General features: G+C 72.8%; 14 protein-coding genes and 1 tRNA gene. 10 read left to right on the top strand and 5 right to left on the bottom strand.

All coding sequences use genetic code 11. The annotated features are described in order from the left end of the window. Positions 1-57 precede the first annotated feature (57 nt). Both glpR and ACIBNE_RS06980 read left to right on the top strand, forming a co-directional pair. Positions 58-1,188 (top strand): gephyrin-like molybdotransferase receptor GlpR, encoded by a 1,131-nt coding sequence (gene glpR / locus ACIBNE_RS06985; protein ID WP_399270412.1) that lies wholly within the window; start codon positions 58-60, stop codon positions 1,186-1,188. Between the two features lie 76 nt (positions 1,189-1,264). Continuing rightward, positions 1,265-1,338: transfer RNA gene (locus ACIBNE_RS06980), tRNA-Ala, on the top strand. A gap of 156 nt (positions 1,339-1,494) precedes the next feature. Here ACIBNE_RS06980 and ACIBNE_RS06975 read toward each other — a convergent pair. The 3 genes from ACIBNE_RS06975 to ACIBNE_RS06965 all read right to left on the bottom strand — a co-directional run bounded on the left by ACIBNE_RS06975 (position 1,495) and on the right by ACIBNE_RS06965 (position 3,742). Further along, a complete protein-coding gene (locus tag ACIBNE_RS06975) occupies positions 1,495-2,025 on the bottom strand; it encodes a hypothetical protein (protein WP_399270411.1) in 531 nt (176 codons plus the stop codon). Between the two features lie 122 nt (positions 2,026-2,147). After that, positions 2,148-3,164, bottom strand: a complete 1,017-nt coding sequence (locus ACIBNE_RS06970) for a trypsin-like serine peptidase (RefSeq protein WP_399270410.1) — start codon at positions 3,162-3,164, stop codon at positions 2,148-2,150. A gap of 83 nt (positions 3,165-3,247) precedes the next feature. Further along, the gene (locus ACIBNE_RS06965; protein WP_399270409.1) at positions 3,248-3,742 is read right to left on the bottom strand and encodes a GNAT family N-acetyltransferase; all 495 of its coding nucleotides are present in this window, start codon (positions 3,740-3,742) and stop codon (positions 3,248-3,250) included. A 29-nt stretch (positions 3,743-3,771) separates the two neighbouring features. Here ACIBNE_RS06965 and ACIBNE_RS06960 point away from each other — a divergent pair, with 29 nt between their 5' ends. Next, entirely contained in the window at positions 3,772-4,611 is an 840-nt protein-coding gene (locus ACIBNE_RS06960) for an exodeoxyribonuclease III (RefSeq protein ID WP_399270408.1), read from the top strand. Between the two features lie 88 nt (positions 4,612-4,699). Further along, entirely contained in the window at positions 4,700-5,683 is a 984-nt protein-coding gene (locus tag ACIBNE_RS06955; protein ID WP_399270407.1) for a DUF6528 family protein, read from the top strand. Here ACIBNE_RS06955 and ACIBNE_RS06950 read toward each other — a convergent pair. Beyond that, entirely contained in the window at positions 5,680-6,291 is a 612-nt protein-coding gene (locus ACIBNE_RS06950) for a MerR family transcriptional regulator (protein WP_399271252.1), read from the bottom strand. The two genes, ACIBNE_RS06955 and ACIBNE_RS06950, sit on opposite strands and share 4 nt — an antisense overlap. Before the next feature lie 225 nt (positions 6,292-6,516). Here ACIBNE_RS06950 and ACIBNE_RS06945 point away from each other — a divergent pair, with 225 nt between their 5' ends. The 4 genes from ACIBNE_RS06945 to ACIBNE_RS06930 all read left to right on the top strand — a co-directional run bounded on the left by ACIBNE_RS06945 (position 6,517) and on the right by ACIBNE_RS06930 (position 10,113). Continuing rightward, positions 6,517-8,040, top strand: coding sequence for a flavin-containing monooxygenase (locus ACIBNE_RS06945; RefSeq protein WP_399270406.1), 1,524 nt, complete (start codon positions 6,517-6,519; stop codon positions 8,038-8,040). Then, positions 8,037-8,987 (top strand): alpha/beta fold hydrolase, encoded by a 951-nt coding sequence (locus tag ACIBNE_RS06940; RefSeq protein WP_399270405.1) that lies wholly within the window; start codon positions 8,037-8,039, stop codon positions 8,985-8,987. Before ACIBNE_RS06945 ends, ACIBNE_RS06940 begins: the two co-directional genes overlap by 4 nt. After that, a complete protein-coding gene (locus tag ACIBNE_RS06935) occupies positions 8,984-9,862 on the top strand; it encodes an SDR family oxidoreductase (RefSeq protein WP_399270404.1) in 879 nt (292 codons plus the stop codon). Before ACIBNE_RS06940 ends, ACIBNE_RS06935 begins: the two co-directional genes overlap by 4 nt. A gap of 77 nt (positions 9,863-9,939) precedes the next feature. Beyond that, the gene (locus ACIBNE_RS06930; protein WP_399270403.1) at positions 9,940-10,113 is read left to right on the top strand and encodes a hypothetical protein; all 174 of its coding nucleotides are present in this window, start codon (positions 9,940-9,942) and stop codon (positions 10,111-10,113) included. Positions 10,114-10,341: 228 nt separating this feature from the next. On the opposite strand, the gene ACIBNE_RS06925 is transcribed toward ACIBNE_RS06930, so the two are convergent. Beyond that, complete coding sequence (locus ACIBNE_RS06925) at positions 10,342-13,665, bottom strand: S41 family peptidase (protein ID WP_399270402.1); 3,324 nt, start codon at positions 13,663-13,665, stop codon at positions 10,342-10,344. Positions 13,666-13,851: 186 nt separating this feature from the next. Here ACIBNE_RS06925 and ACIBNE_RS06920 point away from each other — a divergent pair, with 186 nt between their 5' ends. Together ACIBNE_RS06920 and ACIBNE_RS06915 are read left to right on the top strand one after the other, a co-directional pair. Next, a complete protein-coding gene (locus ACIBNE_RS06920; protein ID WP_399270401.1) occupies positions 13,852-14,424 on the top strand; it encodes a TetR/AcrR family transcriptional regulator in 573 nt (190 codons plus the stop codon). A gap of 107 nt (positions 14,425-14,531) precedes the next feature. After that, entirely contained in the window at positions 14,532-16,724 is a 2,193-nt protein-coding gene (locus tag ACIBNE_RS06915) for an MMPL family transporter (RefSeq protein ID WP_399270400.1), read from the top strand. Positions 16,725-16,729 lie beyond the last annotated feature (5 nt).

Below are 16,729 nucleotides of genomic sequence, written 5' to 3'. Positions count from 1 at the left end.
CGACACACCGATCCAATTGGCGGATGGGCTTGCGGGAACACCTCTACGGTGTGAAGCGTGAGCAGCAGCGGCCTCATCTACGCAGTCATCGTCGGGGCCTGGGCCGCCTACTTGGTGCCGATGTGGCTCCGCAGGCAGGACGAGCTCAACGAGGCACGTCCGACGGAACGCTTCAGCACGGCCATCCGGCTCCTGTCCGGACGGGCGGCCATGGAGCGCCGGTACGCCAGGGAGCTTCAGGAGCGCGACGCATCGGGGGCGGCCCCCGACGCCGACCCGGACGCCGAGACCGAGCACCTCAGCTCGGTCGACGTCCGGGCCTTCGCCGCGCCCGAAAGCCAGGTGGGCCGGGTCCCCGGAGCCGAGGAGCGGGCCGAGCGCCCGTCCCCCAAGCGCGAGCGGCAGCCCGCGGGGCGCCCCAGGGAAGCGGCCCCCGGACCGCCGCGGGGCGCGGCCGAGCGGGCCAGACGCTCCAAGGTCCTGGCGCGCCGCCGCCGCACCACGCTGATGCTCTTCGCCGCCTTCACGCTCGGCGCGGTCGTCGCGGCGGTCGGCGGGCTGCACTTCCTGTGGGCGCCCGCGGTGCCCGCGCTGCTGCTGAGCGCGTACATCGTGCACCTGCGCACGCAGGAGCGCAGGCGCTTCGTGTACGTGATGGACCGGCGCAGGGCCGAGCAGGCCGCGCAGCGGCTGCGGGAGAACCGCCCGCGCCGCCACCAGCAGCACGCCCCGGCCCCGGCCGACGCGGACGCCGACCCCGAACCCGCGCCCGCGCACCCCGAGCCCGAGCCGGTGCCCGCGCCCGTGGTGTCACCTCAGGAGGCGGGGCGCCGCGCGCTCGTCGAGCAGACGGACCATCAGGAGTGGGTGGACCAGCAGCGCCAGCGCGGCCCCGCGCGCGGCGACAGCTGGGACCCGGTCCCGGTGCCGCTCCCCACGTACGTCACGGCCCCGGTCGCCCCGCGCGCCTCGGGCGGCGTCGAGGTGAACGACCCGGAGACCTGGAGCGCCGCCCGCTCCAGCGCGGCCGAGCCCTCGGACCCCACGGCCACGGACCCGCGCCAGCGCGCCGGCGACCCCGCGCCGCGCCCGCGCGCCGACCGCCCCCGCAAGGGGCGCGAGCGGGGCCGCACGCCCCTCTTCGACCAGTACGAGGACGGCGACCGGCCGCGCGCGGCCAACGAGTGATCCACATCATGCGTGGCCTGGGGGGACCGGATTTCCTTCCACCCCGATCGGGGTGCTAATGTTTCACACGTCGCAAGGGCCTGTGGCGCAGTCTGGTAGCGCACCTCGTTCGCATCGAGGGGGTCTGGGGTTCAAATCCCCACAGGTCCACAGACGACAGTTCTTGAGTAGCTCTCAAGAATCGTCACGAGATCCCGTTCCGCCGAAAGGCGGGGCGGGATCTCGGCGTTTCTGGGCCCGTGGATCGCACGGGGCAGAAGGAGGGCCCCGCGGCACGGAAGTGCCGCGGGGCCCTGTCGTTCCCTCTCAGTTGAGGGGCAGACACATCGCGTACGGGGTGACGGTGTCGGCGTTGTCGCCCGCCTGTCCGATGTTCTTGAAGCTCACCGACCAGGCGGTGCCCTCCGCGTTGGGGCGGGAGATGTAGTTGTAGCTGTTCACGACGTCGTCCTGGTGGTAGCCGCCACCGGTCACCGTCGTGCCCGCGGGGCAGGCGACCTCGCCGCCGGCCGCCTGGCCCGGCTCGATCCTGATGGGGTCGCCCGTCACGATCTGGATGGGCTTGGCGACCCCGTCCTTGCCGTCCTTGCCGTTCTTGCCCGGCTTACCCTGCTTGCCGGGCTTGCCCGGGTCGCCCTTGAGCTGCTTCTTGTACTTCTTGATGTACTTCTTGACGCAGCCTTCGCACCAGTCGCCGTCGCCGCCCCGGATCGGGCTGGAAACGGCGACGGCTTCGGTGGTCGGAGCCAGCGGGGAGCTGGCGGCGGCGAGTGCCGGGGAGGCGGTGAGGCCCATTCCCGCGGCTGCGACGGCAAGTGCTACGAGTGTTTTCTTCACGGCCACAAAATGCCCCACGAAGGGCTCGGAGCTGGCCGTACGGGTGCTCGCCACACGCCGATTCCCCTGTTGGAACCAATTGGCCAATGGCGCCAGTCAGTTCGATTGCTCCGGTTGGCGCATCAGGAGGTCTGGGCCTTTTCGTAGAGCGCCTTCGCCTCGTTGCCGAAGTACGGGCCGAACATGCGGTTCGGGAGGAAGGTGTAGCCGAAGCTGTTCACCGATGCCTGGAGGCCCGTGCCCGTGGACTCGTTGAAGGTGGTGAACCAGGGGCCGCCGCTGGAGCCGCCCGTCATGTTGCAGCCCATGCCGTGGTCCTTGGAGAACAGGAAGTCCTTGGACGTGTTGCCGCTGCAGTAGACGAGCTTCGTGCCGTCGTACGGGGAGGCCGCGGGGAAGCCGAAGGCGTACATGGGCCTGTTGTAGGCGCCGTTGAACTCCAGGCCCTGGGCGCCGACCACTGCGGTGAGCTTCTGACCGTTCAGCGGGGCCACGACGGCCGCGCCGACGTCGTAGTTGATGTCCTCGCTCGCCGCCCACTGGTCCGTGGCCAGGGTCTTGGCCGCGGACCACTGGCCGTACGGGGCCTGGCCGTTGTCGTACGCGGGGACGAAGACCCAGTTGGTGTGCCAGCTGCCCTGGTACTTCACGCAGTGGCCCGCCGTGATGACGGTGGAGGCGTTCTGGCTGGTGACCGCGTTGCCCGAGCAGGAGGCCGTACGGCCGTTGAAGGTGAAGAACACCCGGCCCGAGGTCTTCACCACCGCGCCGCCGCCCGTCCAGGGGCCGCCCGCCTGCGGGAAGGCGAAGGGCGTGGCGCGGGTGGCGGCGTCGGTGGCGGCGGCGGGCGCGGGGGTCGGGGCGACCGTGGTGCGGGCCGCCGGGGCGGCGGCCGCCGTGCGCGGGTCCGGGGCGGCGGTGCCCGGGAGGTCCAGGGGGGCCGCGGAGCGCATCCGGGCCGCCGTCCAGAAGCCCTCGGCGGGCTGCTCGTGGCGGAACTCGGGTGCGGGCTGCGTCCGGGGCGCCGACGGGAGCCGTACCTGGGACGCGGGCTGCGCCTGGGCCTGGGCGGTGGTGGCCAGAGCGGCCGTCAGGGCGGCGCCCACGGCCAGCAGGGCCGTGCGGGAGCGACTTCTCACGCTTGTCTCCTTGTGCCTCAGTGGGGATGGGGCGGTGCGGATCGGCGTGCGTGAGGAAGCGTGCTCCCGCTGTCACGGGCGGGTCAAGGTGTGGGGTTGAGTGGCTTCGCGTAGCAGCGGCTGTCCTCGTATGTGCGGTAGTGGCCGAATTTCTCGCACGGCTCGTAACCGCTGGAGGTGTAGAGCGCGATGGCCTCCGGCTGGGCCGTGCCCGTCTCCAGGGCCATGCGGAGCCGGCCCGCCGCGCGGGCGTCCTCCTCCAGGGCGGCGAGGATGCGGCGGGCCAGGCCGAGGCCGCGGGCCTCCGGGACCACGTACATGCGCTTGATCTCGGCGTCGCCGTCGAGGTTGTTCTCCGGGTTGCGGTCCCTGGCGCGCCAGCCGCCGCTGGCGACGGGGCGGCCCTCGGCGTCGTACGCCACCAGGAACAGGCCGTTGGGCGGGGCGAACATCCCGGGCGCGAGCGGGGTGACGTCGCCGTCGGGCTCGTCCGGGTAGCGCACGTTGTATTCGAGCAGCACCTCGTCGCTGAGCTTCACTGCGTCGGGGTGGTCGTAGGGCGTCGGGCGGATGTGCATGGTGGGGGATCGTACAGGTTTGCGAGTGAATGGGCGCGGGGTGCGGGGGTGGCGGTCGGTATGGTGCATTGGTGCTGACTGTGACCTCTGTGAACGTGAACGGGCTTCGCGCCGCCGCGAAGAAGGGCTTCGTGGAGTGGCTCGCCGCCACCGAAGCCGATGTGCTCTGCCTCCAGGAAGTGCGGGCCGAGCCCGAGCAGCTGCCCGCCGGGGTCGGGGATCCCGAGGGCTGGCACGTCGTGCACGCGCCCGCCGCCGCGAAGGGGCGCGCCGGGGTGTCGCTCTACACGCGCGCGGAGCCCGAGCGCGTGCGGATCGGGTTCGGGAGCGAGGAGTTCGACGGGAGCGGGCGGTACGTGGAGGCCGACCTGCCCGGGGTGACCGTCGCCAGCCTCTACCTGCCGTCCGGCGAGGTCGGGACCGACCGGCAGGACGAGAAGATGCGGTTCATGGCGGAGTTCCTGGAGTACCTGCGGGGGCTTCGGGTGCGGGCCGCCGAGGACGGGCGCGAGGTCGTCGTGTGCGGCGACTGGAACATCGCCCACCGCGAGGCCGATCTGAAGAACTGGCGCGCCAACCGGAAGAGCTCCGGGTTCCTGCCCGAGGAGCGGGAGTGGCTCGGGCGGGTCTTCGAGGAGGTCGGGTACGTGGACGTGGTGCGGGCGCTGCATCCCGACGTGGAGGGGCCGTACTCGTGGTGGTCGTACCGCGGGCGGGCCTTCGACAACGACTCCGGGTGGCGGATCGACTATCACGTGGCCACGGAGGGGCTTGCCCGGCGGGCCGTGAAGGGGTGGGTCGAGCGGGCGGCTTCGCACGGGGAGCGGTGGAGCGACCATGCGCCGGTGACGGTGGTGTACGGGGAGTAGGGGAGCAGGGGGGCGTCCTCCCGCGTTCACCTTGGGGTGGGATGTTGTGGCGTGTACATGATCTGTCGCCGTCTCCTGGGGAGTCCCCATGCCCGGTTCCGGTCATCCGTCCCGTCGCACGCTGGTCCTGGGCGGCGCTGCCGCCGGCCTCCTCGGCGCGGGGCCCGCCTTCGCCGCGGCCCCGCGTCCGCCCGCGCTGCTCGTCACCGACCAAGCGCGCAAGCGGATACTCAAGCTCGACTCCGGGCGTGACGTCTGGGACCCCGAGGGGGATCCCGGGTGCGTGCGGTGGGCGTTCTCGCCGCTCGGGGATCCCCGGTACGCCGACCTGGCGCCCCGCGAGAGCTGGGTGTACCCCTGTGAGGCCAAGGTCAGGGTGCACGGGAAGCGGACGTATCTGCTGACCACCGCGTCCTTCGGGTTCGCCGCCGTCGTGGAGTACCCGTCGGGGCGCCGCCACTGGGGCGCCGCGCTGTCCGCCGGCACCATCGGGCACAACCCGCACAGCATCGAGCTGCTGCCCGACGGGAGCGTCGCCGTGGCCAGCAGTACGGGCGGATCCGTGCGGTGGTACGCCGCGCCACCCTCGAAGGACTTCGTGGACTTCGCGCTCGAAGACGCGCACGGGCTCCAGTGGGACCCCGTGCACCGCCTCCTGTGGGCGCTCGGCGGGCACGAGCTCGTCGCGCTGCGGGCGGGTGACGGGGCCGGGGGCCGGCCCGCGCTCGGCAGGCTGTTCGGGGTGCCGCTGCCCACCCCGTACGGGCACGACCTCTTCCAGGTCGCCGGGCGGTCCCGGCGGCTGTGGGTGACCACGGGGGCCGGGGTGTACCAGTTCGACAAGCGCGAGCGGGGCTTTCGGCAGGACTTCCCCGGGGCGGACCGCATCAGCCGCGCCGACGTCAAGGCCGTCGGCGACCACCCGCTGACCGGGCAGGTCGCCTCCACGGTCCCGCGGGCCGGGCTCCCCGAGACCTGGTGGACCCGGGAGGTGACGGTCCACCGGCCCGACGGGGTCCGCGTGCTGAAGGGCGGGGGGATCTACAAGGCGCGGTGGTGGGCGCCCCGCTAGGGGCGCAGGCGGCGGTCCAGTGCCATGGACAGTTCCGCTTCGACCACGCTCTTCGCCAGCGGGCGCAGCTTCTCCGGGTCCGTGCCGTGCGCGCTCACGAACTCCAGGAACAGGTCCGCCAGGCTCTCCGCGTGCTCGCGCACCCGGTGGCCCGCCGTCAGCACGGCGGAGAGCGGGACGCCCTCCCGCACCAGCGCCGCCGAGACGTCCAGCAGGCGGCGGCTGATGTGGACGATCTCCTCGCCGTCCGTGGCCAGGTAGCCCAGGTCCAGGGCCGCCGCGAGGTTCTCCGGGGTCACCTCGCCCTCGAAGTAGTCGGCCAGCTCTTCGGGGGTGAGGCGGACCGGGGTCTCCTCGGTCGGCGCCACCAGGCCGCCCAGCACCTCGTCGACGCCGCGACCGCCGTCGAAGGCCGCCGACAGGTCGGCGATGCCCTGGAGGGTGTGGCCGCGCTCCAGCAGGGCGGCGATCGTGCGGAGCCTGGCGAGGTGGCGGTCGTCGTACCAGGCGATGCGGCCCTCGCGGCGGGGCGGCGGGATCAGGCCGCGCTCGCGGTAGTAGCGCAGGGTGCGCAGCGGGATCCCGGCGGCTTCGGCGAGGTCCGGCATGCGGTACTCGCGGGGGGCGCCGCCCCGTTCGTCCCGCACGTCCCGCTGTTCCGGCGCTTTCGGCGCGTCCTTCGGGGGGTCTTCTGCTGCTGCCACGCCGGAAGCCTATGTCGTACTGCCGGTAACTTTCCTTTGCCGTACCCCTACCGATCGGTATGCCACTGCTCTACGCTCCGGACTGTGCCAGTGATTACTGGCAGCATTGAGCGCGGCGGGAGGCGGCACATGGAGAGCGAACGCGAGCACGTGAGGGTCGCGGTCATCGGATCAGGGTTCGGCGGGCTCGGTGCCGCCGTCCGGCTCAGGCGCGAGGGGATCACCGACTTCGTGGTGCTGGAGCGGCGCGACTCGGTCGGCGGCACCTGGCGCGACAACTCCTACCCCGGGTGCGCCTGCGACGTCCCCTCGCACCTGTACTCGTTCTCCTTCGCGCCCAACCCCGACTGGCCGCGCACCTTCTCCGGGCAGCGGCACATCCGCGCGTACCTGGAGCGCGTCGCCGACACCTTCGGGCTGCGGCCGCACATCAGGCTGAACCACGAAGTGCTGATGATGCGCTGGGACGACGAGCAGCTGTGGTGGGAGATCGAGACCTCGCGGGGCACGCTTGTCGCCGACGTCGTCGTCTCCGCGACCGGGCCGCTCTCCGACCCCAAGACGCCCGACGTGCCGGGGCTCGACGGCTTCGACGGCAAGGTCTTCCACTCCGCGCAGTGGGACCACGACTACGACCTGAAGGGCAAGCGGGTCGCCGTGGTCGGCACCGGCGCCTCCGCCATCCAGATCGTGCCCGCGATCCAGCCGCGGGTGGCGAAGCTGACGCTGTTCCAGCGGACCCCGCCGTGGGTCATGCCGCGCATGGACCGGGGCATCAGCGGCGTCGAGCGCTGGCTGCACCGCCAGCTGCCCTTCACCGGCGCGGCCCGCCGCGGCCTGCTGTGGGGCATCAGGGAGCTCCAGGTCAGCGCCTTCACCAAGCGGCCGAACGAGCTGGGGCTCGTGGAGTCCGTCGCCAAGGCGAACATCGCCCGCGCGATCAAGGATCCGGCGCTGCGCGCCAAGCTCACCCCCTCGTACCGCATCGGCTGCAAGCGGATCCTGCTGTCCAGCACGTACTACCCGGCGCTGGCCGAGCCCAACGTCGACGTCGTCGCCTCCGCGCTGCGCGAGGTGCGCGGCAACACCGTGGTCGCGGCCGACGGCACCGAGGCCGAGGTCGACGCGATCGTCTTCGGCACGGGCTTCCACGTCACGGACATGCCGATCGCGGACCGCGTCGTCGGCGCGGACGGCATCACGCTCGCCGAGGCGTGGAAGGAGGGGATGGAGTCGCTGCGCGGCGCGACGGCGGCCGGGTTCCCGAACTGGATGACCATCATCGGCCCCAACACCGGGCTCGGGAACTCCTCGATGATCCTGATGATCGAGTCCCAGCTGAACTACCTGGCCGACTACATGCGGCAGTTGACCGTGCTGGGCGGGCGCGCGGCGCTCGCGGCGCGGCCCTCGGCCGTCGGCGCGTGGAACCGGGGCGTGCAGGAGCGCATGAAGCGCACGGTGTGGAACACCGGCGGCTGCACCAGCTGGTACCTCGACTCCAACGGGCGCAACACCACCGTCTGGCCCGGCACGACGGGCGAGTTCAGGCGCCTGACGCGCGAGGTGGACCTGGCGGAGTACGAGATCGTGCGCGCGGCGGCGGCCCCGCGCTCCGAGGCCGTGAAGGCGGAGCGGGAGGCCGTGGCGTGAGCGGGACCGGGGTCGTACGGGAGTTGACCGTCGCGTCCGCCGACGGCGCCGCGCTCCACGTCGAGGTGCACGGCCCGCCCGCCGCGCCCGCCGTGGTGCTGGCGCACGGCTGGACCTGCTCCACGCGGTTCTGGGACGCGCAGGTGCGCGGCCTGGTCGCGGTCGGGCACCGGGTGGTCGTCTACGACCAGCGCGGACACGGGCGTTCGCCGCTCGCCGAGGTCGGTACCGAGCGGTTGGCCGACGACCTGGAGGCGGTGCTGCGGGCGACCCTCGAACCGGGGGAGAAGGCCGTGGTGGCCGGGCACTCCATGGGCGGCATGACGATCATGGCGGCCGCGGCCAGGCCCGCGTTCACCGAGCACGCGGCGGCCGTCCTGCTGTGCAGCACGGGCGCGTCGGTGCTGCTGGACGAGGCGCGGGTCGTGCCGCTGCGGGCCGGGCGGCTGCGCAGCCGTCTGACGCGGGCGGTGCTGGGGGCGAAGGCGCCGCTCGGGCCGGTCACGCCGGTCTCCAAGCGGGTGCTGCGGTACGCCACGATGGGGCCGGGCGCGGCGTCCGCGCGGGTCGCGGAGTGCGCCCGGATCGTGCACGCCTGCGGGCGGCGCGCCCGGGTGGCCTGGTCGGACGTCCTGGCGGAGCTGGACCTGGCCTCGGGCGTACGGGAGTTGGCTGTGCCCACGGTGGTGGTGGCCGGGGCCGTCGACCGGCTGACCCCGCCCGTGCACGCGCATCGGATCGCGGCGTGGCTGCCCCGCTGCGTGGAACTGGTGGAGCTGGCGGGGGTCGGGCACATGGCTCCGATGGAGGCGCCGGAGTTCGTGACGGACCGGATCAGCGGGCTCGTGGACGCGTACGTACGGGCGGGTTCGGCGGACGCGGCGGGTTCGGCGGGTTCAGTGGGCGCGGCGGGCGCGGTGGTTTCGGCGGAAGGGGAAGCGGCATGAGCAAGGTCGGTCTCGAAGGGCAGGTCGCGGTCGTCACGGGCGCGGCGCGCGGCGTCGGCGAACTGCTGGCCCGCAAGCTGTCGGCGCGCGGCGCGAAGGTGGCGCTGGTCGGTCTGGAGCCCGAGGAGCTGAAGCGGGTCTCGGGGCGGCTGCACACCGAATCCGACTGGTGGCACGCGGACGTCACGGACCACGAGGCGATGGCGCGGGTCGCGCGGGAGGTGAAGGAGCGGTTCGGCAAGGTCGACGTCGTCGTCGCCAACGCGGGCGTCGCGGCGGGCGGTCCCTTCGTCGACTCCGACCCGGCCGCCTGGCGGCGGGTCATCGAGGTCAACCTGATCGGCGGGGCGGTGACCGGGCGGGCGTTCCTGCCCGTACTGATGGAGAGCCGGGGGTACTTCCTCCAGATCGCGTCGCTCGCCGCGATGACGCCCGCGCCGATGATGACCGCGTACTGCGCGTCCAAGTCGGGCGTCGAGGCGTTCGCGCACTCGCTGCGGGCGGAGGTCGGGTACCGGGGCGTGCGGGTCGGCGTCGGATACCTGTCGTGGACCGACACCGACATGGTGCGGGGCGCCGACCAGGACGACGTGATGCGGGAGTTGCGGCAGCGGCTGCCGTGGCCGGCGAACCGCACGTATCCGCTGGGTCCGGCCGTCGACCGGATCGTCGCCGGGATCGAGCGGCGCTCGGCGCACGTGTACGCGCAGTGGTGGCTGCGGGGCATGCAGTCCGTGCGCGGGTACCTGCCGTCGGTCATCGGGATCGTCGGGCAGCGCGAGATGCGGCGCTTCGAGCCCCGGCTCGGTGCGGTGGGCACGGGGCTCGTGGGGGCGGGGGGCGCGGCGGACGAGGGGGAGCGGGCGGCACGGTAGCCGAAATGCGGGGTTCGTCCCTGCGTGCCAGGCTGGGTGGGGCCCGATCCCCCCACACCCCACTAGGAGTGAATTCCATGGGCATCGCAGACCAGTTCAAGGACAAGGCGCAGGAGCTCGCGGAGCAGGCGAAGCAGGCGTTGGGCGGCGCGAAGGACGAGGCGTCGGAGCGGGCTTCGGAGGCGGGCGAGCAGGGGCAGCAGAAGGCTCAGGAGGCGGCGGACGCGGCGAAGGACCGTCTTCAGGGTTGAGTGCGGGTTGCCCGGGGGCGCCGTTTCGCCTGCGGCGGGCAGCACCCCACCCCGCCCCTTCCCGAAACCCTCCGGGGCCCTGCGGGGCCGGTTGGGTACGCGCGGCATCTGCCGCACCCTCGCGCAGTTCCCCGCGCCCCTAAAAGGGGCGCGGGGAACTGCGCGATCTTTTGAACGCCCCCGGCAGGGTTTCGGGAAGGGGCGGGTAGGGGATCACCCCCTGTCCCCCTACCCCCTCGGCGGTAGCCGGGGCCTGGTGCGGTCCGGGACCGACTCGTAGCCCGGGGGCGCCGCCGCCGGGTTCGTGGTCAGGAGGTCCAGGGCCACCCCCACCGCGTCGTCCAACTGCGCGTGCCGTCCCTCCGCCCAGTCCAGCGGTGTCCGCAGCGCCTCGATGTCCGGCGTCACGCCCTCGTTCTCCACCGACCAGCCGTACTCGTCGAACCACGCCGCGTTCATCGGCACCGTGATCACCGTGCCGTCCCCCAGCGTGTGGCGGCCCGTCATGCCGACGACGCCGCCCCAGGTGCGCTGGCCCACCACCGGGCCCAGGCCCAGCAGTTTGAACGCCGCCGTGATCATGTCGCCGTCCGACGACGTCGCCTCGTCGGCGAGCGCGACGACCGGGCCGCGCGGCGAGTTGGAGGCGTACGACACCGGCTGTGCGTTCCGCGTCAGGTCCCAGCCGAGGATCCTGCGGGTCAGCTTCTCCACGACCAGCTCGCTGATGTGCCCGCCCGCGTTGCCCCGCACGTCCACGATCAGCGCCGGACGCGAGACCTCCAGCCGCAGGTCGCGGTTGAACTGGGCCCAGCCCGAGCCGCCCATGTCGGGGATGTGCAGGTAGCCGCACCGGCCGTCGCTCAACTCCCGTACCACCGCGCGCCGTTTGGCCACCCAGTCCTGGTACCGCAGCGGCCGCTCGTCGATCAGCGGGACCACCGCGACCCGCCGCGAGCGCCCCTCGTTCCCGGCGGGCGTGAACGTCAGCTCGACCGTCGTGCCGCCCGCCGCCGCGAGCAGCGGGTAGGGGCCCGTCACCGGGTCGACCGCGCGGCCGTCCACGTGCGTGAGGACCGCGCCCTCGCGGATGCCCGTGCCCGCGAGCGGCGAGCGCGCCTTGGAGTCCGAGGAGTCGCCAGGCAGGATCCGGGAGACCTGCCAGCCCCCGTCCCGGCACACGAGGTTCGCGCCGAGCAGGCCCATCGGACGCTGGTAGTGCGGCGGCCCCTCGTTGCGGCGGGACGGCGATACGTACGCGTGCGAGGTGCCCAGCTCGCCCAGCACCTCGCGCAGCAGGTCCGCGAAGTCGTCGGGCGTGGCGACGCGCGGCAGCAGCGGGCGGTACTGGTCGAGGACGCCCGTCCAGTCGATGCCGCACATCCGCGGCTCCCAGAAGTACGCGCGCACGATGCGCCCCGCCTCGTCGTACGCCTGGCGCCACTCCGATGCCGGGTCGACGTCGTGCAGGATGCGGCGCAGGTCAAGGTAGACCGTGGAGTCGTTGTCGCCGGACTCCGTCGCGGGCACGGCCCGCAGGTCGCCCTCGTCCATCACGACGAGCCGCGAGCCGTCGCCGCTCACCGCGAACCAGTCCAGGTGGTCGACCAGTTCGGACTTGCGGGCCTTGGCGATGGCGAAGTGCTCCAGCGTGGGCCGCCCCGAGGTGTCGTCCGGGTTGGCGAACGTCTCGCCGAGCGCGCCGGAGATCGGCCAGCGCAGCCAGACCAGGCCGCCGCCGCTGACCGGGCAGAGCGCGGAGTACTTGGACGCGGCGACCGGGAACGGCGTCACCCGGCTCTCCAGGCCCTCCGCCTCCACGGTGACCGTGCCGTCCGTCGACTCGTCGTCCGAGGGGTCGAGGCCGCCGGCGGCGGGGCGGCCGTCCGCCGAGAGCGCGAAGGGGGAGGGGGTGGCCGAGGAGAGGGGCACCAGGTAGGGGCGGCAGCCGAGCGGGAAGGAGAGGTCCCCGGTGTGCACGTCGTACACCGGGTCGAAGCCGCGCCAGGAGAGGAAGGCCAGATAGCGTCCGTCGCTGGTGAAGACCGGGTTCTCGTCCTCGAAGCGGCCGTCGGTGACGTCCAGGACCGTGGGGCCGTCGGGGCTGCCTGGGCTGCCTGAGCCGTCGGGCGCCGCTTCTCCGGTGCCCTCGCCCGCCCCCGCGATGCGGGCCAGCTTGATCTGGCGCAGCGAGCGGCCGATGCCCGGGTGCGACCAGGTCAGCCAGGCGCCGTCGGGCGAGAACGCCAGGTCGCGCACGGGCCCGTTGGCGGACCTGATCAGCTCGGTGACCTCGCCGTCGGAGTCCTCGGTCGCGTCGATGAGCAGCAGCCGCCCGTCGTGCGAGGCGATGGCGAGCCGCTCGCCGTCCGGGTCCGCGATCAGTTCGGTGACCCGGCCGAGACCGCCGGCCGCCAGGCGCCTGGGCGGGCGGTCCCCGGTGGCCCTGGGCAGGTAGGCGATCTCCACCGCGTCCTCGCCCTCGGCGTCCGTGACGTACGCGACCTGGCCGCCGCTGCCCAGCATCTCCGGCAGCCTGACCCGTACGCCGGGGGTGTCGGCGATGGTGCGGGCGGGCCCGTCGCGGTGGGTCAGCCAGTACAGGCTGCCGCGCACGTTGACCGCGCTCGCCCGGCCCGTCTCGTCGACCGAGATCGAGTCGACGTGGCCGCCCGCGGGGACCTGGTAGGCGCGCCGCCCGGTGCGCGGCCCGCCGAGCCGCACCTCCAGCCTGCGCGGGACCGAGTCGGGGGTGAGCGCGTCGACGATCCACAGGTCGCCCGCGCACTGGTAGACCACGCGCCGCCCGTCGCTGGACGCGTGCCGGGCGTAGAAGGCGTCGTGGTCGGTGTGGCGGTGCAGGTCCGTGCCGTCGGGCAGGCAGGAGTAGAGGTTGCCGACGCCCTCGTGGTCGGAGAGGAAGGCGATGCGGCCGCCGACGAACATCGGGCAGTCCAGGTGCCCGCCGACGTCCGGCAGCAGCCGCTCCCCGTGCAGCCACAGCCGCCCGGTCGCCCCGCCCCGGTAGCGCTTCCAGGCGGCGGGCTCGTGCGGCGGCGTGCCGGTGAGCAGCAGCGTGCGGCGCTCGGGGCCCCCGTCGCCCGGCACGTCGGTGACGGCGATGTCGGAGACCGGGCCCCAGGGCAGCCTGCCGCCGGGGGAGCCGTCGGTGGGGACGCTGTAGGCCCAGGAGAAGTACGAGAAGGGCTGGGCGTGCGAGGAGACGGCGAGGATCTGCCGGTCGGGGGTCCAGCCGCAGACCCGGGTGTCGGTCGAGCCCCAGTAGGTCAGGCGCCGGGACTCTCCGCCCGCGACGGGCGCGAGGTGGATCTCCGGGTCGAGGCTGCGCCAGTTCGTGTACGCGATCGAGGTGCCGTCGGGGGAGAAGCGGGGGTGCCCGGCCTTGGTCCGGTCCACCGTCAGCCGCCAGCCGCGCCCCGGCCGGTGTCCCTCGGGGACCAGGGGCGCCACCCAGAGGTCGTCCTCGGCGACGAAGCAGAGCAGGTCGTTGTGGAGATGCGGGAAGCGGAGATACGCGTCGTCGTCACTCACCCCCACATGCTTTCCGCGGCAGGGGGGCGCGGCAACTCGTAACGCCGTAACACTTCCGGGGCGTACGGGAGCGGGGCCGGCCGCGGTGTGGCGCACCCCACAAGCGAAACGGCGCCGTTTCGATAAGGGGCGGAGCTATGGTTCTACGGTACGAAACCGTTTCGTTCCATGGATGGGAGGTCGATCATGGCCCGCACGCGCATCACGCCCGAGCGCGAGAAGGAGCTGTACGGAGCCGTGCTCGACCTGCTCCGCGAGGTCGGGTACGACGGGCTGACGATGGACGCCATCGCCGCCCGCACCCACTCCAGCAAGGCCACCCTCTACCGCCAGTGGGGGAGCAAGCCCGAGCTGGTCGCCAGGGCCATGCGCGACCACGAGCCGGACAACATCGCCGACATCGACACCGGCTCGCTGCGCGGGGACTTCCACGAGATGATCCTGCGCACCGACGACTGCCAGTTGGAGAAGGACTCCGCGCTGATGCGGGCCCTCTTCCACGCCGTCCATGAGAACCCCGACCTCCACAGGGCGCTGCGCGAGCTGCTCATCGAGCCGGAGATGACCGGCCTCGACGTGCTGCTGCGGCGCGCCGTGGACAGGGGCGAGGTCGCCGCGGACAGCCCCGCGCTCGCCTTCGTCCCGCACATGCTGATCGGCGCCTTCGTCGGCCGGCAGCTCATCGAGGACGCCCCGACCGATCGGGAGTTCCTCGCCGGATACATCGAAGCCGTGGTCCTCCCCGCCCTCGGCGCCTGACGTCCGACCAGCTCCACCCGCCTGACCCGCTCTGCCTGACGCGCTCGCTCACGTCGTCGGGACGGCTCCCCATGCCCTGTTCACCACCGAAAACGGGAGACGCCCTCGTGGCCACGTTCCTCTACAAGCTCGGCAGGCTGGCCTTCAGGCGCCGCCGCCTCGTCGCCCTCATATGGGTGGGGCTGCTGGTGCTCGCCGGAGTCGGCGCCGCCACCGCGACCACCCCCACCTCCAGTTCCTTCTCCATCCCCGGCACGGAGGCCCAGAAGGCGTTCGACCTGCTGGAGAAGCGCTTCCCCGGGGCCAGCCCCGACGGGGCGACCGCCCGGGTCGTCTTCAAGGCGCCCGCGGGCCAGAAGATGACGGACGCGGGCCACAAGGCCGAGGTCCAGAAGATCGTCGGCGAGCTGAAGTCCGGCTCGAAGCAGATCGGCTCCGTCACCGACCCGTACCAGGCCCAGGCCGTCAGCAAGGACGGCTCGACCGCGTACATCTCCGTGGCCTACAAGGTCAACGGCATGGAGCTGACCGACGACTCGCGCGACTCGCTCAAGAAGGCGGGCGACGAGGCGCGCGAGACCGGGCTGACCGTGGAGATCGGCGGTGACGCGCTCCAGGCCATGCCGGAGACCGGCTCCGGCGAGATCATCGGCATCATCGTCGCGGGCATCGTCCTCGTCCTCACCTTCGGCTCGATGGTGGCCGCCGGACTGCCGCTGCTCACCGCGATCATCGGCGTCGGCATCGGCGTCTCCTCGATCACCGCGCTCGCCAACGTCCTGGACCTGGGCACCACGACCTCGACGCTGGCCATGATGATCGGCCTCGCGGTCGGCATCGACTACGCGCTCTTCATCGTCTCCCGCTACCGCGCCGAGCTGGCCGAGGGCCGGGAGCAGGAGGAGGCGGCGGGCCGCGCCGTCGGCACCGCGGGCTCCGCGGTGGTCTTCGCCGGCCTCACCGTCGTCATCGCGCTGGTCGGCCTGGCCGTCGTGAACATCCCGATGCTCTCCAAGATGGGCTTCGCCGCCGCCGGCACGGTCGCCATCGCCGTCCTCATCGCGCTGACCCTCATCCCCGCGCTGCTGGGCTTCGCGGGCAAGAAGGTCATCGGCCGCAAGGCCCGCAAGGCCGGCGTCGTCACGCTCGACAAGGGCAAGGAGAAGGCGGGCGTCCGCTGGGCCCGCTTCGTGCTGCGCCGCCCGCTGATGGTGCTGCTCGTCGGCGTCATCGGGCTCGGCGCGGTCGCCGTTCCGGCCGCCTCGCTCCAGGTCGGCCTGCCCGACGACGGCTCGCAGCCGGTCTCCACGACCCAGCGCAAGGCCTACGACCTGCTGTCCGAGGGCTTCGGCCCCGGCTTCAACGGCCCGCTCCTGATCGTCGTCGACGGCGACAAGGCCGCAGCCGACCGCGCCGTGAAGCAGATCGAGGGCATCGAAGGCGTCGTCGCGGTCACCCCGCCCGCGCCCAACAAGGCCGGCGACACCTCGATGATCACGGTGATCCCCGAGGACCGCCCGTCGTCCAAGGACACCGAGGACCTGGTCCACTCCATCCGCGACACCGCGGGCGACGAGGTCCTGGTCTCCGGCATGACCGCGATGAACATCGACTTCTCGGAGAAGATGAACGACGCGCTGCTGCCGTACCTGGCGCTCGTCGTGGGCCTGGCCTTCCTGCTGCTGATGGTGGTCTTCCGGTCGGTGCTGGTGCCGCTCAAGGCGGCGCTCGGCTTCCTGCTCTCGGTGGTCGCGGCCCTCGGCGCCGTCGTCGCCGTCTTCCAGTGGGGCTGGCTCGCCGACGTCTTCGGCGTGGAGCAGACCGGCCCGATCATGAGCATGATGCCGATCTTCATGGTGGGCGTCGTCTTCGGCCTCGCGATGGACTACGAGGTCTTCCTCGTGACGCGGATGCGCGAGGCGTACGTGCACGGCGAGCGCCCCGGACAGGCGATCGTCACCGGCTTCGAGCACGGCGCGCGCGTCGTGTCGGCCGCCGCCGTCATCATGATCGCGGTGTTCTCCGGCTTCATCGGGGCCAGCGACTCCATGATCAAGATGATCGGCTTCGGCCTCGCGATCGCGGTCTTCTTCGACGCGTTCGTGGTGCGCATGGCGATCGTCCCCGCGGTGCTCGCCCTGCTCGGCAAGTCGGCCTGGTGGCTGCCGCGCTGGCTGGACAAGGCGCTGCCGAACGTCGACGTCGAGGGCGAGGGCCTGCGCAAGGGCCTCGGTGACGGCGCGTCGGGCCCCGCGGGCCACGAGGACCCGGACGCGGACCGGGAGCTGGCGCGCGTCTGAGCCGC

Source organism: Streptomyces sp. NPDC050504 (assembly GCF_044458065.1).
Taxonomy (GTDB): Bacteria; Actinomycetota; Actinomycetes; order Streptomycetales; family Streptomycetaceae; genus Streptomyces.
This window is presented reverse-complemented; position numbering and strand designations above follow the sequence as displayed.

Coding starts and splice junctions, on each gene's coding strand:
- ACIBNE_RS06930 (WP_399270403.1), top strand. CDS start 9,940: ATGGGCATCGCAGACCAGTTCAAGGACAAGGCGCAGGAGCTCGCGGAG.
- ACIBNE_RS06935 (WP_399270404.1), top strand. CDS start 8,984: ATGAGCAAGGTCGGTCTCGAAGGGCAGGTCGCGGTCGTCACGGGCGCG.
- ACIBNE_RS06955 (WP_399270407.1), top strand. CDS start 4,700: ATGCCCGGTTCCGGTCATCCGTCCCGTCGCACGCTGGTCCTGGGCGGC.
- ACIBNE_RS06965 (WP_399270409.1), bottom strand. CDS start 3,742: ATGCACATCCGCCCGACGCCCTACGACCACCCCGACGCAGTGAAGCTC.
- ACIBNE_RS06950 (WP_399271252.1), bottom strand. CDS start 6,291: ATGCCGGACCTCGCCGAAGCCGCCGGGATCCCGCTGCGCACCCTGCGC.
- ACIBNE_RS06920 (WP_399270401.1), top strand. CDS start 13,852: ATGGCCCGCACGCGCATCACGCCCGAGCGCGAGAAGGAGCTGTACGGA.
- ACIBNE_RS06945 (WP_399270406.1), top strand. CDS start 6,517: ATGGAGAGCGAACGCGAGCACGTGAGGGTCGCGGTCATCGGATCAGGG.
- ACIBNE_RS06960 (WP_399270408.1), top strand. CDS start 3,772: ATGGGCGCGGGGTGCGGGGGTGGCGGTCGGTATGGTGCATTGGTGCTG.